The 16,577-nt window shown below is 39.9% G+C and carries 13 protein-coding genes; 1 reads left to right on the top strand and 12 read right to left on the bottom strand.

All coding sequences use genetic code 11. The annotated features are described in order from the left end of the window. Positions 1–74: 74 nt before the first annotated feature. The 5 genes from HW279_RS10335 to rlmD form a co-directional block, all read right to left on the bottom strand. Positions 75–950 (bottom strand): CPBP family intramembrane glutamic endopeptidase, encoded by an 876-nt coding sequence (locus HW279_RS10335; RefSeq protein WP_178958926.1) that lies wholly within the window; start codon positions 948–950, stop codon positions 75–77. Between the two features lie 4 nt (positions 951–954). Further along, positions 955–3,027 (bottom strand): alpha-L-fucosidase, encoded by a 2,073-nt coding sequence (locus HW279_RS10330; protein WP_178958925.1) that lies wholly within the window; start codon positions 3,025–3,027, stop codon positions 955–957. Positions 3,028–3,237: 210 nt separating this feature from the next. Continuing rightward, a complete protein-coding gene (gene bioA / locus HW279_RS10325; RefSeq protein ID WP_178958924.1) occupies positions 3,238–4,515 on the bottom strand; it encodes an adenosylmethionine--8-amino-7-oxononanoate transaminase in 1,278 nt (425 codons plus the stop codon). Continuing rightward, on the bottom strand, positions 4,512–5,141 hold the full coding sequence (locus HW279_RS10320) for an endonuclease III domain-containing protein (RefSeq protein ID WP_009418990.1): 630 nt from the start codon (positions 5,139–5,141) through the stop codon (positions 4,512–4,514). The genes bioA and HW279_RS10320 overlap by 4 nt, the downstream gene beginning before the upstream one ends. Further along, positions 5,128–6,543, bottom strand: coding sequence for a 23S rRNA (uracil(1939)-C(5))-methyltransferase RlmD (rlmD, locus tag HW279_RS10315; protein ID WP_178958923.1), 1,416 nt, complete (start codon positions 6,541–6,543; stop codon positions 5,128–5,130). The genes HW279_RS10320 and rlmD overlap by 14 nt, the downstream gene beginning before the upstream one ends. 700 nt (positions 6,544–7,243) lie before the next feature. Between rlmD and recO the strand changes: the two genes are divergently transcribed. Continuing rightward, positions 7,244–7,960, top strand: a complete 717-nt coding sequence (gene recO / locus HW279_RS10310; protein ID WP_178958922.1) for a DNA repair protein RecO — start codon at positions 7,244–7,246, stop codon at positions 7,958–7,960. 191 nt (positions 7,961–8,151) lie between these two features. Here recO and lpdA read toward each other — a convergent pair whose 3' ends face one another. From lpdA to mutL, 7 genes are all read right to left on the bottom strand, one after another. After that, positions 8,152–9,549, bottom strand: coding sequence for a dihydrolipoyl dehydrogenase (gene lpdA / locus HW279_RS10305; protein ID WP_002672574.1), 1,398 nt, complete (start codon positions 9,547–9,549; stop codon positions 8,152–8,154). A 592-nt stretch (positions 9,550–10,141) separates the two neighbouring features. Next, positions 10,142–11,218, bottom strand: coding sequence for an AI-2E family transporter (locus tag HW279_RS10300; protein WP_178958921.1), 1,077 nt, complete (start codon positions 11,216–11,218; stop codon positions 10,142–10,144). A gap of 49 nt (positions 11,219–11,267) precedes the next feature. Continuing rightward, positions 11,268–12,329, bottom strand: a complete 1,062-nt coding sequence (gene aroC / locus HW279_RS10295; protein WP_178958920.1) for a chorismate synthase — start codon at positions 12,327–12,329, stop codon at positions 11,268–11,270. Continuing rightward, a complete protein-coding gene (locus HW279_RS10290) occupies positions 12,329–12,721 on the bottom strand; it encodes an SRPBCC family protein (RefSeq protein WP_178958919.1) in 393 nt (130 codons plus the stop codon). Before HW279_RS10290 ends, aroC begins: the two co-directional genes overlap by 1 nt. 39 nt (positions 12,722–12,760) lie before the next feature. Continuing rightward, positions 12,761–13,534: a DUF695 domain-containing protein gene (locus HW279_RS10285; protein WP_178958918.1), complete on the bottom strand. Its 774-nt coding sequence runs from the start codon at positions 13,532–13,534 to the stop codon at positions 12,761–12,763. 44 nt (positions 13,535–13,578) lie between these two features. Beyond that, complete coding sequence (locus tag HW279_RS10280; protein WP_178958917.1) at positions 13,579–14,352, bottom strand: rhomboid family intramembrane serine protease; 774 nt, start codon at positions 14,350–14,352, stop codon at positions 13,579–13,581. Positions 14,353–14,432: 80 nt separating this feature from the next. Further along, positions 14,433–16,271, bottom strand: a complete 1,839-nt coding sequence (mutL, locus tag HW279_RS10275) for a DNA mismatch repair endonuclease MutL (protein WP_178958916.1) — start codon at positions 16,269–16,271, stop codon at positions 14,433–14,435. Positions 16,272–16,577: the final 306 nt, after the last annotated feature.

Here is a 16,577-nt window from a genome sequence, read left to right as displayed (position 1 = left end):
TTTAAAATCGGTTGCAAAGGTATAAAATATTATGATATGAAGGAAATTATCCTAATAAAAAATTAAGTTTTCTTTTATAATAAGTGTTTTTTCCACTCTTTCCAATGGTATTTCTTGGCGTAGATATACAATAAAAGAGGAAAGCAGAGCAATAGAGGAGCCCATATACTGAAGCCTAAAGAGGGTTCTGAAACATCACGCAAGACGGAAGGAACTTGGAATACTGTCCAGTCGGAAGTTACTAAAAGAGCTGTAAAAAGGTTGTTGGCGGTGTGAAACCCTAAGGCTAATTCCAAGCCATCGTCCATTAAGGTAGTGATACCTAAGAACAAGCCTGTACCTATGTAATAGATAAGCAAGCTGTATCCTAATTTTTCTACCTCGGGGTTGGCAATGTGCATTAGCCCGAAGGTGATAGAGGTAAAAAGCAAAGGAAACCACGCATTACGCATTGCAAGTCCTAAGCCTTGCATTAGATAGCCACGAAAGAATATTTCTTCAAAAGCGGTTTGCAAAGGAATGAATAGCACTACTATCACGAGTAGTTTTAAGAAAGGTATCCACTGAAAATTCCAAATATAATCATCGGGGTTAAAAAATAAGTAGTCGATACAAGTCATTGCTATAGTTACGCCTCCCCACAGCAAGAAAGCAAACCAAAAACGCTTCCAACTGATACGTGGTCGCGCCGTAATAAGTGCTACCAAAGGCTGGCGATGTATGAACTTCACCCATAGTAGCAATAACCCTAAGAAGATGGCAAAGACAACTAAGTTCTCAAACAAGAATTGCAATTCTCCTTTTTGGGCAATTTCCGACTGTATAAGTGTAGTAGTATCAAAAAATTGTGCTACTAAAAAGTTCAACCCTGTAAAGGCAAAGAACAGGGTTGGAACTATAATGTAAAGCCACTTAGGGCTCTGTGATAATCTTCCGTTTTTAAGATACATAGCTTTATTGTGTAATGATTCCTATTTCGGCATACGATACTTTATTGGTATCATCTACAGTTTGGGTAGCGGTAAGCTTGATATAACGGGCTTTCTCGGCAGGGAAAGTAATGCGTTGTTCAATAGGATTGTTCTTGATATTGCCAAATTCTCCCTCACTTAGCTTCTTCCAATGTACATTATCAGTACTCACTTCAAAAATGTAATGACTGATAGTGCCTTCAGCCCAGCGGTCTTGTGAAGGCAAATAGGTAAATCCTTTTAGGTTTAACAGCTCTCCTAAATCAATAGTAATGGCAGTGGGTGTATTGCCCTTTTCTTGAGCAAACCACGTATTAGGTTTCTCATCAATTACTTTCTGGATATCAGAGGAAGCAGAAGATAACACTTTCCACTTTGCTTTGGGGATATCCAATGCGTAAGAAGCGACTTCACTGTACAATTGCTGCTTGCGGTCATAGGCTACAAATTTTAAAGAAGTAGGCTGAGTAACAGGGAAAGGAGTTGTATAACGCAACGACTGCTCAGTAGGCTGACTGCCGTCTAAGGTATAGTAAATTTCAGTTTCAGTATCAGCGGGAGTGAGGGTTACTTGACCATTCTTATCACGAGAAAGCTGAGGAGTTACCAATAACACAGGTGCATTGTATAACCCTATATTGCTAATCAATGGCGAACCTTTAGCTTCTAAAACTGTGAAACGTACCTTAGTAGCTGTTACTGATGGGAAGCGTAGTAATCGTTTGTAGCCAATAGTTGTTTGTTCATCTATAGTTTCCCATTTGCCATCTTTTTGGTATTCTAATTTAAACTTCTTTACACGTTGCCCCAATGGGATATACTCTTGTGCCATAAAGCGATTAAAAGTAGTAGGCTTGGTAAAGTTTAGTTCTATAGAAGCTTCTGTTACTCCTTCGTCGGTTGTCCAATAGGTATTTTTATCACTATCGGTAGTTTTTTCAGGGTTAAATTGCTTGTTATTTTTACGAATATTAGAAGCCGTTACAGAGGCATCAGTTACGAGGTTATGTGCAAAATCTGCTTCTATAACTTTTTTGAGTTCCATAAGTCTCTTGATGTCATTTTCGTGTACTAAGCCACGTCTATCCACGGGAAGATTGAGTAATAAGTTGTAACCGCGACCTACTGAAGCGTAGTATATGTCTACCATTTTTTCTAACGGACGCACTTGGTGGTCTTCTCGTGCGTGGTAATACCAACCTGGGCGAATAGATACGTCAGCTTCAGCAGGAATCCAATTTACGCCATTTTCATCGCCTTCACCCAAATGATGTAAGCGGTCTTTTCCTTGTAAAGAAGGGTTAGAGGTAAAAGGATTCCAGTTAGTAGGAGTACCAAAGCCTTTTTCATTACCTATCCAGCGAATATCCGGGCCTTCATCACCAAAGATAGTAGCATTAGGCTGCAATTTGCGTACTATGGCAAATGTTTTATCCCACTGATAATAAGTATGAGCATCAATAGTACGAGTTTCGTTAGCTCCACCGTAATAACCTGAACCACCGTTCGCACCGTCAAACCATACTTCAAATATTTCACCGTAATTGGTAAGCAATTCTCGTAGTTGGTTATGGAAATAGGTTACGTAGGCTTCTCTGCCATACTCAGCGTGGTTTCTATCCCAAGGTGATAAATATACTCCAAATTTAAGTCCTGCTTTGTGGCAGGCTTCTGAAAGCTCTTTTATAACATCGCCTTTGCCGTTTTTCCAAGGTGAGTTTTTTACAGAGTGCTCAGTGTACTTTGATGGCCATAAGCAGAAACCATCGTGGTGCTTAGCCGTGATAATAACACCTTTCATACCAGCGTCTTTAATCACTTTCACCCACTGATTTACATCTAATTCAGTAGGGTTGAATAAAACAGGGTCTTCGCCACCTGTGCCCCATTCCATATCGGTAAAGGTGTTCATATTAAAGTGGATAAAAGCATAATATTCCATCTCGTGCCACGGCAACTGACGTGCGGAAGGAATAGCTCCCACTGACTTGGGTGCTTCAATACTTTTGCAAGCCACCATACATAAAGCGGTGGCTAATAAGACTAATTTTTTCATTGTATACAGTATTTAAACTTCTTTGTTATAAAGTTTTCATAAGTGGTGCAAAGATATAGAATATTTTCTTACTATCAAAATAAAATTCTAAAGATTGTATCTCGTACTAATATCTCAATAAAATTATTTTAACTTTTCTCTTGTGTTACTAAATAAAAAAGAGACTATTCTCTTATGAAAATAGTCTCTTAAATGTGTTTTTCTTTTCTCTTACTGATTAGAGAACTTCTGTATTGCTTCTTCTAAAACATCATACACTCGGTCTAATTGAGCATCTGTGATGATGTAAGGGGGCAAAATGTAGATAATATTTCCCACCGGACGCAGTATTACGCCTTCTGAGATAAAGAAGTTGTACAGTTTATCCCTGAATGAGCCGTAGTAGTCAGTATTTTGAGAGGTTTTGAGGTCGAATGCCAAAATAACACCTAAGGTACGTGCATTCTCTACCGATGGATATTTCGCAATACGGGCTAAAAACTCCTGATGACGGCGTGCAATGCGTTTTAAGTTGGCTTGCATTTCGTCACTTTCCAATATGCGAATAGCTTCTAAGGCAATCGCACAGCCCGTCGGGTTTGCTGTAAAGGTATGTCCGTGGAAAAGAGCTTTGTTCACGTCTTCACTGTAAAAACCGTCGAATATCTCTTGGGTAGCAGTAGTTACTGCAAGCGGAATTGTTCCTCCTGTAAGAGCTTTCGATAAGCACATAATATCGGGTTTATGAGTGAGATAGTCCGAAGCAAAAGTGCGTCCTGTACGCCCGAAGCCTGTCATTACCTCGTCGGCAATGGTAATCACACCATTTTCTTGTGCGATATGAATCAGCTTGTCTAAGGCTTCTGGTTCATATATTTGCATTCCTGAGGCTCCTTGTACTAAGGCTTCAAATATAAAGGCGGCAGGGTGATGTTCAGCAATCACTTCTTTTAGTTTTTTAGCAGCTTCATCGCTTCCTTTTTTGGGTAACGGTATGCGCACTACTTTCAACAAATGTTCTTTAAAAGCATCAGTAAAGAATGAAATACCCGAAGCTGCCATAGCGGCAAAGGTATCTCCGTGAAATGCATCTTCAAAAGCAACTACCGTAAAGCGCTTCTCGCCTTTATTGAAAAAGTACTGTAACGCCATCTTGATACCTACTTCCACTGCTGTCGACCCGTTGTCCGAGAAGAATACTTTCTGTTGGTTTTTAGGCAGAATACTGATGAGCTTTTCAGCAAGCTCTACGGCAGGTCGGTGTGTAAAGCCACCAAAGAGTACGTGCTCCAACTGGGTGAGTTGTTTGTAGGCAGCTTGGGCTAATCGCTCGTTGCTATGCCCATAGGGGTTCACCCACCAACTGGCAATGGCATCTATGTATTCTTTGCCGTCCTCGTCCCAAAGGAGAGCATCTTTTCCTTTCACAATTCCGATAGGTTTGACAGCCGTTTGATGTTGGGTATACGGGTGCCACAAATGTTTTTCGTCTCGCTGTTGTAAATTCATTTTTTCGATTGTATAATGGTTTTGGTTATAATATCTTTTTCCATATTCCAGCCTCTCGCCGGACTGTATTCGCGCCCGTACAAGATGATTTGCACGTGCAGTTTGTTCCATTTTTCTTTGGGGAAGAGTCGTTTAGCATCTTTCTCCGTTTGCACTACCGAACTACCGTCGGAAAGCTTCCAGCGGTGCATCAGTCGGTGTATATGGGTATCAACGGGGAAGGTCGGAATGCCAAAGGCTTGTGCAAGAACAACGCTGGCAGTTTTATGTCCTACTGAGGGGAGAGCCTCTAAAGCCTCAAAGGTTTGAGGAACTTCACCGTTGTATTTGTCTATGAGTATTTGGGAAAGCCCGTGAATACCTTTAGATTTCATAGGGGCAAGCCCTAAGGGTTTGATAATCTCCTGTATTTCGTCTACCGAAAGTAGTACCATATCATACGGATTGTCCGCTTTGTTAAATAGAATAGGCGTGATTTGGTTCACCCGTGCATCGGTAGTTTGTGCCGATAAGAGTACGGCTATCAGTAGCGTATAAGGGTCTTTGTGTTGTAGGGGTATAGTAATTTCAGGATAGATACTTTCCAGTGTATCAATGATAAAGTTTACTTTTTCAGCTTTTTTCATTTCTCTTTTCTAATAATACAACATTCTCTACGTGGTAGGTTTGTGGGAACATATCCACGGGCTGAATTTTGGTTACTTTATAAGTTACATCAAGCAAGGAAAGGTCTCGCGCTTGCGTTGCACTATTGCAACTTACATATACTATCTTTTGGGGGGCTATTTGAAGAATTTTAGCTACTACATCTTTGTGCATACCGTCGCGAGGAGGGTCGGTGATAATCACATCAGGGGTGCCGTTTTCTTCTATAAAAGTGTCGTTGAAAATGTTTTTCATATCTCCCACGTAAAAAGTAACATTCTCAATACCATTGGCAAAAGCATTGTCTTTGGCATCTGTTATAGCTTCTGGTACAGCTTCTACCCCTATCACTTTTTTCGCTTTTTTGGCTACAAATTGCGCAATAGTGCCCGTCCCCGTATAAAGGTCGTACACTAATTCATCGCCCTTTAAATCGGCAAAGTTACGAGCTACTTGGTACAGCTTGTACGCTTGTGCTGAGTTAGTTTGGTAAAACGACTTGGCATTGATTTTAAATCGCAACCCTTCCATTTCCTCATAAATACAGTCAGTACCTTTATAGCAAATAAGTTCTTGGTCATAAATAGCATCGTTACCTTTGCTATTGATACAGTATTGCAAAGAGGTAATCATCGGGAATGTCTCTGCAATATGGTCGAGGAGCAGTGTAATTTTAGGGTCGTTGCGGAAGAACTGTATCACTACCATTATTTGCCCAATGGAGCTAATGCGTATCATCATAGTACGCAATAAGCCTGTTTGTTGCCTCGGGCTGTAAAAAGGCATTTCGTTAGCTAAGGCAAAACGCTTTATCTCCAAGCGTATCGCGTTAGAAGGGTCGGCTTGCAAGTAACATTTGTCTATGTCCAAAATCTTGTCCCAAGCTCCTGCTATGTGAAAACCTAAGGCATTCCGATTGTCTATTTCGTCAGCTTTCTTAATTTCATCGGGAGTGAGCCAGCGCATATCCGAAAAAGAAAACTCCATTTTGTTGCGGTAGTAATAAGTCTCTTCAGAGCCTATGATAGGCATTACAGCAGGAATTTCTATCCTGCCCAACCGTACTAAGTTGTTTTCTACTTCTTTCTGCTTGTAAAATAGCTGACTTTGGTAGTTCATATCTTGCCATTTGCAACCGCCACAATAACCAAAGTGAGAACATACGGGCGTTACTCGTTGTTCTGATAGTTGGTGATATTTAGTTACAAAACCTTCATAATAAGCCGATTTCTTCTTGGTGGTCTGCACATCTACTACATCACCAGGAATAGCGTTACTTATAAATATCACACGTCCGTCAGGGGCTTTAGCAATGCTTTTGCCTTTGGCTCCTGCATCAATCACGGTTACATTTTCAATGGTTATATGCTTATTTTTGCTCATTATGGGTGCAAAGGTACAAAATAATTGCGAATTACAAATGCTCTCATTATATTCAAACTCCCTCCAAGATTCTCCAATATTTCCACTAACCTACTAATTTCCTAATGATTCCTTCTTCTTTCCGTCATACTTCCCCCTATTGCCTATGGCCTAAGGCCTAGTGCCTTTTCTCTTTCTTTCGCCTCGAAACCCCGTTTTTACCATTTTTTGTATCGCTGTATTGTACTATAAGTCAACTATTTATATACCCTTCCTATACCAATTGTCCAAGATTCGTATAAGCTTCCTATAAGCTCTCTATAAGCTAACCACACCCTCCTTACACCCTTTTTTTACCAAAAATCCTTCTAACTCACTTTTTATATTTTTCGTTTTCCTCCGATAACTCAGACCAGTCCAATTTGTCCGACAAGTCAGACCCGTCAAAAAACCTTTTTTATCACTACCCATTTGCTAATTTCCTAATTCTCTAATTTTCTATTGCCCGTCGTGCTACGACCTTTGCCAAAGTTAATGTTCCAAAAAGTTACTTCACAAGGCACAGCTCCATTCCTCTAACTCAAGCTTGTACCCCATTTACTAATTCTCTAATTTTCTCATTCTCTCATTGGTATTATTGGCGTTACCTTTCATTTATATCATCAATTACGTCCTATTGAAGTCTTTTTTGTATTTTTGCAACGCTATTTATAGAAGAAATATGTACCATAAAGTCCGAGCCATAGTTATTTCAAGTCTCAAATACAGCGATAACAGTCTTATAGTGAAGTGTTTCACTCAAACGATGGGTACTCGTAGCTATTTGTTACAAGGCGTTTTAGCACAGAAGAAAGGGAACTTAAAAACAGCCCTTTTTCAGCCTTTTATGCTGTTAGAACTGGTGGCTACCCATAAAAATAACGGTACGTTAGGACGTGTAAAAGAAGCTAAGATAGCCGTCCCTTATTACTCGTTACATACTGATATGTACAAGAGTGCTGTAAGTATGTTTCTTTCCGAAGTATGTGCTTTTGTTTGCACATCTGAAGCTCCCGATGAAGAAATGTTTTTGTTTTTAGAACAGAAGCTCCTTTTTTTTGATAGAAACGACTTCTCTGCCAATTTTCACTTAAAGTTTCTGCTTGATATCACTCGCTATCTCGGCTTTTACCCCGATACCACTCACGAGCATTTGCCCTCCTTTTCGTTGGAAGACGGCATTTTCACTACTACCGATGAAAGCAAATACACCATTACAGGCGCTACCTTGTTGCTATTCAAAACCCTCCTACACACCGATTATCCTCAGTTATCAAGCGTTAAAAGCAATAAGAACGAGCGCAATGCATTGCTTTTTCAACTGCTTAAATACTACGAATGGCACTTCCCCAATTTTAGACAAATAAAATCATTAGAGGTGCTACAAACGCTCTTTTAGCACTATTCCAACATAATACAATACTGTTTTTTACTCCCACACTTAGCTAAAGTTTTAAACTTAGCCAAAGTTAATTGTAACTAACACTCTGTTAAATTTCTTATCTCAAACTTACACTAATAAAAAAAACTCCAAGTAAAATCTTTTTACTTGGAGTTTCTTGCGTTTATGAATTTATTGGAACAAAAATATTAAATGTCGATAGCTTCACCATAAGCAGCTGCTACTGCTTCTTTTACACCTTCGCTCATTGTAGGGTGTGGGTGTACCGCTTTGATGATTTCGTGTCCTGTAGTTTCCAACTTACGAGCTACTACCGCTTCAGCAATCATATCGGTAACACCGGCACCAATCATATGGCAACCTAACCATTCGCCATATTTAGCATCAAAGATTACTTTTATGAAGCCTTCAGTAGTACCCGCTGCATTTGCTTTTCCTGAGGCAGTGAATGGGAACTTACCTACTTTTATTTCATAGCCTTTTTCTTTAGCTTGTTTTTCGGTAAGACCTACTGAAGCAATTTCAGGAGTGCAGTAAGTACAACCAGGGATATTACCATAGTTAAGTGGTTCTACGTGCATTCCTTTAATCTTTTCAACGCAAATAATACCTTCTGCTGAAGCTACGTGTGCTAAGGCTTGACCAGGAACTACGTCACCAATAGCGTAATAACCAGGAACATTAGTTTGGTAGAACTCGTTTACTTGAATTTTATCGCGTTCAGTTTTGATACCTACCGCTTCCAAACCGATATTTTCGATATTTGTTTTGATACCTACCGCTGAAAGCAAGATATCAGCTTCTAAAACTTCTTCGCCTTTGGCTGTTTTCACAAATGCTTTTACACCTTTGCCAGAAGTATCTACTTTGGTTACCTCAGCCGAAGTCATAATATTGATACCTGATTTTGTAAGACTCTTTTCTAATTGTTTAGAGATATCTTCATCTTCCACAGGAACAATGTTAGGCATAAACTCTACGATGGTTACTTCAGTACCCATAGCGTTATAGAAGTAAGCAAACTCAATACCGATAGCTCCACTACCTACCACAATCATTTTCTTAGGTTGCTCAGGGAGCGTAAGTGCTTGGCGGTAACCGATAATTTTCTTGCCGTCTTGAGGTAAAGCAGGCAACTCGCGTGAACGTGCTCCAGTAGCAATAATGATGTGGTCAGCACTGTATTCAGTTACTTTACCATCTTTATCTTTTACGTCTACTTTCTTGCCAGCTTTTAGGGTACCATAGCCCATTATCACATCTATTTTGTTCTTTTTCATCAAGAACTGCACCCCTTTGCTCATTGTAGCAGCTACCTCGCGGCTACGTTTGATAACCGCATAAAAATCTTTGTCAAAAGACTCTTTTTTTACAGTGATACCATAGTTCTCAGCATGTTTTAGGTATTCAAACACTTGCGCTGATTTTAACAAAGCTTTCGTAGGAATACAACCCCAGTTTAAACAAATACCTCCGAGGTTTTCTTTTTCAATAACAGCGGTTTTAAACCCTAATTGAGAAGCGCGAATGGCAGTAACATACCCACCAGGACCACTTCCTAATACAATAACGTCGTATTTACTCATTTCTTTTAAAATTTATCAAGTTTGATATTAGGCTACAAAGTTACGAATAATATTTTGAATAAAAGCTACTTTAATCACTTTTTTATTTATATATAATTTTATATCTTTGAATAATAGCTATTTAAATCCTTATTGTCCGTTAAGTCTAAAAATCATAAAAACTCTAAAACCATTGCGTTATTTTAAAAGTTTTATTACCTTAAAAAAGCAATTAATATTTAGTTTTCTAAGATTATAGCTTTGTCTTAGCTTCAGTTTAGCTTCGTTCATTGTTCGTTATTTGTTCGTTCATTGTTCGTCTTTTGTTCGTTCATTGTTCGTCTTTACGTCGCTTTAGTTCCCCCTTTGGAGGGGGCTAGGGGGAGGTTTTGTTCGTCTTTTCATTATCTGCCCGTGCGGCTTGCACCGTCATTTGTTCGTTCATTGTTTGTCTCATTTTTCCGTTACTACCCTCCCTCTCCTTGGGAGAAGTCTCCGAATAGGAGAGTATGTGACTGGGGTGAGGATATTTTGTTCGTTCATTCTTTTCCTAAAAATCGGAGTTTTTCACCATTTGTCTAATTTAAAACGAACAGAGCAAGAGGGTTTATAGCTATATGTTTTTAGTGAGAAGTTCTACAACCTTGTTGTTTGGGAAAAACTCTTTTAACACTACTTTCAGTACTGTATAGGCGGGAATAGCCACTACCATTCCTGTTATCCCGAAAAGCGTACCACTAATAAGGGTAATGAGGAAAATCTCTAAGGCAGTAGATTTTACTGAATTAGAGAAAATAAGCGGTTGAGAAAAGAAATTATCAATAAACTGACCTATTATGAACCCTATCAACACATAGATAGTAGTAGGCAGACTTACCGTCATAAAGTCGTTTTGTAGGTTGCTACTCATTGTAAGCAAAGCCATTAGGATAAAACCTATCATCGGGCCTATATAAGGAATAAGGTTCAGTAAAGCGCATAAAAGGGCTATGATAAACGCATTTTCTACTCCGAAAATAAGCAATACTATGGTGTAAATTATAAAAAGAATAGTAAGCTGTAGCATTAATCCTACAAAATAACGCGACAATAGGTTGTTTATTTTGAAAATAGAGGTTTTAAGTTTGCGTTTACGTTTAGGAGAGAAAATAGAAAGCAATGCGATAAGTATTCTGTCACCGTCTTTCATAAAGAAGAAGGAAATAAAAAGCACTGAGAAGAATCCTACCCCAAAACTACTGATAAACGAGATAAAAGAGTTTAGGAAGTTAGGAATATCGATAAAATTCAACATCTCTTGTACTCCAAAAGAGTAATCTTCTCTCTGAAGTCCGACCTTGCTAAGAGTTTGGTGGAGGAGGGCATCAAGATTGTCCTTCAGCAAGTCTATATTAAGGCTTGAGAGGTTCTTGCCTTGCGAAATAAGCAAAGGGATAAATAAACTGAATACCCCAAGGCTCAATACCACGAACAATAACATTGTAAGAACCACACATAAGGTTCGGTTTTTTATCTTCAGTTTTTTGTAAAAAAACTGTATAAGAGGTTTGCCCATCAATGTCAGTACCAACGATACAATGAGGTAAATGATAATAGATTGTAGCAAGTAAAGGGTGTAGAGCCCTAAGGCTACCAATACAATAATTCCTACGGCACGCAATATACCATTTGCTATTTCTTTTGTGTTCATTCTTTAATGATTAATTGTCAGATAAGTTAGGCTTTTCTGACAAGTTCAACTACTGATAACTATTATTTAACAAGTAAAAATCTAATAATACGATTGCGGTCATAGCCTCGACGATAGGAACTGCACGAGGTACTACACAAGAGTCGTGTCTGCCTTTGCCTTGCATTATTACGATGTTGCCGTGTGTATCGAGTGCGGGTTGCTCTTGCATAAGGGTAGCTACGGGCTTGAAAGCTACTCTAAAATAAATATCCATACCGTTGCTGATACCGCCTTGTATCCCGCCCGAATAGTTGGTTTGGGTAGTGCCATCGGGGTTAAAAAGGTCGTTGTGCTGGCTACCGTGCATTGCAGTACCTGCAAAACCACTGCCGTATTCAAAGCCTTTAACCGCATTGATAGAGAGCATCGCTTTGCCGAGTTGTGCGTGGAGCTTATCGAATACAGGCTCACCTAAACCTACGGGTACACCTTTTACTACACAGCTTACTACCCCGCCTACGGTGTCACCCTCCTTACGAATGGCTTTGATGTAGGCTTCCATTTGTTCCGCTAAGGTAGGTTCGGGACAGCGCACGGCATTAGTTTCGGCTATTGCCAAATTGAGTTCGGTATAGGGCTTGGTAAGGGTAAGCTCACCTACGCTCGATACATAAGCGGTAATTTGTACTCCTTTCAGTACCTGTTTTGCAATAGCTCCTGCTACTACCCGACAAGCCGTTTCACGCGCTGATGAGCGACCACCTCCACGATAGTCACGTATACCGTATTTCTGTTGATATACATAATCGGCGTGGCTGGGGCGGTATACTTCGGCTATATGGGTATAATCAGCTGAATGCTGATTTTCATTTTCAATGATAAAGCCAATCGGTGTACCCGTAGTTTTGCCGTCTAAAATACCCGAAAGGAAGCGTACCTTGTCGCCCTCTTTGCGTTGGGTGACAATAGCTGACTGCCCTGGTTTTCGACGGTCGAGTTCGTGCTGTATAGCTCCAAAGTCTAAGGTTATATTAGGCGGACAACCGTCTATAATTCCTCCTAAGGCTTCGCCGTGCGATTCGCCAAAGGTGGTGAGCCTAAAGAGTGTACCTATACTATTTCCAGCCATTATAATTCTTTCATTTTGGTTACTAAGGTCTCCATAAACTTGCTGATAGGTGTCTTTACCATCATTGCCATTACGGGGTTGAAGTCGCCCTCGAAGAGTAGTTGTACCTCACTCTTATTGTTCGATACTTCGGTAATATTGGCAGTAAGCTGAAAAGGAATCTTACCTTTTGCTTCTCCTAATACCAACTGACTACTCGGGGTAGTACTTTTCTTTTCTAAGGAAATTTCAGGCATTCCTTTTAGTGCAAATACAAAGGACTGCTCGCTGAGCATTTGGAACTTACTAATATTATCGGGCATCAGTCGTTCAAAATTAGCTACATTTTCTAAAAGTGCAAAGAGGTCTTTAGCACTTTTCTCTACAATTGTTTTTTTACTTTCTAAGTTCAAAATAATGATTAATGTTTAATGATAAATGGTTAATTATTTTTACTTAACTAAGACTGTTTCCCAGCCGTCGTATTCGCCGTGAGTATCGAGAGCGAGGTCTATCAAATCCCACGTATCGGGGTCGATGTTGTCTACACTATTTACTTTACTGAGGATAACGCGGTAACCTAAATCTTCATTAGGGTCTTCACCCTCTTCGGGCTCTATTTTACCTCTGTTATATACTGAAAAACCTAAGGTTTCAGCTTTTGTAATAGCACTATTCATATCCTTTTCAGTTTGGAAATACAACCAGTGTTCAATAGGGCGCTCTTGGTCGGTGTGGTCGCCTGCTTCTTCACAATGTTCTTGCAAATTACTATTGTGAATGCTTTGCATTTCGTAGATATTAGGGAAAAGAAACTCAAAGTAAATCTTCCAATCAGTATCGTCAGTAGTTTTGATTTGAATGCTATAATCAGGGTGTTTGGTTACTACTGATTGCAAGCGTTTTTCTAAATCAGAAGTATTTTCGGTATAAAAATACCACGTAATAGTGCCTTGATAAGTGACAATACCGGTTAATATATCACTTTCATTAAGCAAAGGCATTATTTCTTCATCTTCTATCGTATAGAGGAAGTCACGTTCTCGATTATTTGAAAAACCGTTTCCATCAGGTTCTTTTAGCTCAAAAGTAAGGCGTACGCTTTGAGGGTATTGGGTGATAGGAGCAATTTCCTCTAATCCTAAATTGAGGCGGAATACAGCGGGGTTATCTTCTACTCTGCCGATATAGATAGTCCAGTTTTCGGGAATTTGAATATTTTGCATATCATTTGTTATTAAAAAATAGGATTCTACTTAAAGGCTCTTTACTATCTTCTGTCCCATCTATTCTTATCAAAGTTGTGCTTTTTCCAGTACAACATAATTAGGAAGCCTATGAGAGCTCCTCCTACGTGGGCAAAGTGAGCGATATTACCACCGAAAATAGTAATTCCTCCCACAAATCCCATTATTAAGTCTAAGGCTACGAGTAAAGGGATAAAATAACGAGCCGCTATAGGGTAGGGGATAAAGAATAACATCAGTTTGGCATCGGGGAAGAACATACCAAAAGCTACTAATATACCGTAAATAGCACCTGAAGCGCCTACGGTAGTACTTGCGAAAGTAGATCCCATATTATTAATAGCATCAACTGAAGCCACTTCAGTCCACACGCGGGGATAAGAATTAGTATTGACAGTGTTTATTAAATCTTCCATAGTAACTCCCATACTGCCAAGAGCATCGAGGGTGTGATGTACATAGTAGTAATTTACTCCCGTATGAAGTAAGGCTGCTCCTACGCCACAAGAGAAATAGAAGAATAGAAACTTATTGCGCCCCCATATATTCTCTAAGGGAGTCCCGAATGCCCATAAGGCGTACATATTAAAGAGCAGGTGTGTAAAATCAGCGTGCATAAACATATAGCTGATATATTGCCACCAGTGAAAGTTAGGATTCTCAAAATAATGCAAGGCAAAAGTGCCGACTATATTTATTTGAGGTAAAAATAGTCCTTTTTCATTCAATGCGGTAAGTATTAATACTATCGTATTGATAATAATCAGATGTAGTACTGTTTTAGATATTCTGTCCATTTTAGTTTTTAGTTATTAGTTGTTAGAGATTGGTTAATTAGCAATGTTCATAATGCTTATATTGCCTATCCAACTCGCATTTAAAATAGGTTTTCTATTTCATTTACTGAAAGGTTGTAATAAATTCGCTTTCCAAAAGGCGAAATTAATACTTCTTGACAACTAAACAAATTATTTATCAAAGTTTCTTGTTCTTCCTCACTGAGTACCTGTCCGGTTTTTACAGCTAAGCTCTTGCATAAAGCTTTAGCAAAGGCTTCTTTCTGAGTGTTTTCGGTAGAGGGTAATGCCTCGATATGCTGTTGCAAGAGTTCGTTGAAAATATTAGGAATCTCACTATCGGTGAGGTGAAGAGGAATCCCACTTACTACAATCTTGTCGGTTTCTATGGTAAACATAAAGCCACTGCACTCAAAGAGTTCGCGCAGTTGTGCAATCACTTCCAATTCGTGTGGTGCAAAAGGCAGTTCGTAGGGGAACATCAGTTGCTGACTTGCACTATGGGTGGATTGCAGATGCTTCATAAAATCTTCGTACAAGATGCGTTGGTGCGCCCTGTTGATATTGATGATGATAAGCTCTCCTTCCAAAGTAGTTATAAGGTACTTCTTTGCCAAAGCAATGATTTTCTTACCTTGGCTTCGTGTAGGTTCGGTTTCAAAGAGCGAACTTACGATAGTTTCAGGGGTTGAGGTATTGATGGAAGATTCAATGCCCGTGTACAAACTCTCCCACGTAGGTGTTTTTTTGCTGTAAGAGCCGAAATTACTATGGCTATCGCTTCCACTGCTTCGGCTTACATATTCTTCTTTAAATGGGTTGAAATTGGGGTCTACTTCTATCTTAGGAAACTCTGGGGTTTTATCCTTGTAGTTATAAGGAATATCGAAAGTAGGGTCTTTGCTAAAATCGAGGGTAGGAGAGATGTTAAACTGACCTAAACTGTGTTTTACTGCCGACTTCAGTAGGGCATAAATACTATGCTCTTCTTCAAACTTAATTTCGGTTTTCGTAGGGTGAATATTGATGTCGATAGTTGTGGGGTCTACTTCCAAACTGATGAAATACTCTGCCTTCTGGTCGGTGTGGATAAGACCTTCGTAAGCCGAAGCAATTGCGTGGTTGAGGTATTGATTTTTCACAAACCTATGATTGACCATTAAAAACTGCAAGTTTTTAGTCTTTGCTAAATACTCAGGTTTCACGATAAATCCGCTGATTTGCACCAAAGGTGTGTTTTCGGCAATGATAGGCACTAACTTTTCATTGGTTTTGCTTCCAAAAAGATGTACAATGCGTTGGCGGAAATTGGTAGCTGGCAGGTTGAACAGCTCGTTGCCATTGTTGTACAAAAAGAAATGAATTGCAGGGTGTGCCAAGGCAACACGGTGAAACTCATCGAGTATATGACGGAATTCCACCGTATCTGATTTTAGAAAGTTGCGACGCGCTGGAATGTTGAAAAAGAGGTTCTTCATCGCAATACTCGTACCGGTAGGGCATACGCAGGGCTCTTGACGCGTAATCTTACTGCCTTCGATGTGTATTTCGGTACCCAACTCGTCCTCTGGGCGCTTGGTTTGCATCTCTACGTGCGCAATTGCCACTATGGAGGCAAGGGCTTCCCCGCGGAAACCTTTAGTTTGCAAATGGAAAAGGTCTTCTGCTTTTTGTATTTTGGAGGTAGCGTGACGCTCGAAAGCCATACGCGCATCGGTAGTACTCATTCCTACACCGTTATCAATCACCTGCACGAGGGTCTTGCCTGCGTCTTTGATGAGCAGTTTTATTTCGGTAGCACCGGCATCGATAGCATTCTCCATCAGCTCTTTGACTGCTGAGGCGGGACGCTGAATCACTTCGCCAGCGGCTATCTGGTTGGCTACGTGATCGGGGAGTAATTTTATAATATCTGACATTCTATCTATTTAGGTAAAAGGTAAAAGATAAAAGGTAAAAAGTGCGAGGTCGTAGCACGACGGGCAGTGTGAGCCACACAGGCAGGTGCGAGCCGCACGGGCAGTCGTAGCACGACAGGCAGATAATGAAAAGATAAACAAAAGACGAACAAAAGACGAACAAATGACGAACAAATGACGAACAAATGACGAACAAATGACGAACAAATGACGAACAAATGACGAACAAATGACGAACAAATGACGGTGCGAGCCGCACGGGCAAATGAACGAATGACGAACGATGAACGAACAATAAGCGTATGA

This window comes from Capnocytophaga sp. oral taxon 903 (assembly GCF_013394785.1).
In the GTDB taxonomy this organism is placed as follows: Bacteria; Bacteroidota; Bacteroidia; order Flavobacteriales; family Flavobacteriaceae; genus Capnocytophaga; species Capnocytophaga ochracea.
The sequence above is the reverse complement of the archived record's forward strand: the minus strand, read 5'-3'. Positions and strand labels throughout refer to the sequence as shown.

Excerpts from the sequence above, each read along its gene's own strand:
- HW279_RS10335 (WP_178958926.1), bottom strand. The coding sequence starts at position 950 with ATGTATCTTAAAAACGGAAGATTATCACAGAGCCCTAAGTGGCTTTAC.
- HW279_RS10330 (WP_178958925.1), bottom strand. The coding sequence starts at position 3,027 with ATGAAAAAATTAGTCTTATTAGCCACCGCTTTATGTATGGTGGCTTGC.
- bioA (WP_178958924.1), bottom strand. The coding sequence starts at position 4,515 with ATGAATTTACAACAGCGAGACGAAAAACATTTGTGGCACCCGTATACC.
- HW279_RS10320 (WP_009418990.1), bottom strand. The coding sequence starts at position 5,141 with ATGAAAAAAGCTGAAAAAGTAAACTTTATCATTGATACACTGGAAAGT.
- rlmD (WP_178958923.1), bottom strand. The coding sequence starts at position 6,543 with ATGAGCAAAAATAAGCATATAACCATTGAAAATGTAACCGTGATTGAT.
- recO (WP_178958922.1), top strand. The coding sequence starts at position 7,244 with ATGTACCATAAAGTCCGAGCCATAGTTATTTCAAGTCTCAAATACAGC.
- lpdA (WP_002672574.1), bottom strand. The coding sequence starts at position 9,549 with ATGAGTAAATACGACGTTATTGTATTAGGAAGTGGTCCTGGTGGGTAT.
- HW279_RS10300 (WP_178958921.1), bottom strand. The coding sequence starts at position 11,218 with ATGAACACAAAAGAAATAGCAAATGGTATATTGCGTGCCGTAGGAATT.
- aroC (WP_178958920.1), bottom strand. The coding sequence starts at position 12,329 with ATGGCTGGAAATAGTATAGGTACACTCTTTAGGCTCACCACCTTTGGC.
- HW279_RS10285 (WP_178958918.1), bottom strand. The coding sequence starts at position 13,534 with ATGCAAAATATTCAAATTCCCGAAAACTGGACTATCTATATCGGCAGA.
- HW279_RS10280 (WP_178958917.1), bottom strand. The coding sequence starts at position 14,352 with ATGGACAGAATATCTAAAACAGTACTACATCTGATTATTATCAATACG.
- mutL (WP_178958916.1), bottom strand. The coding sequence starts at position 16,271 with ATGTCAGATATTATAAAATTACTCCCCGATCACGTAGCCAACCAGATA.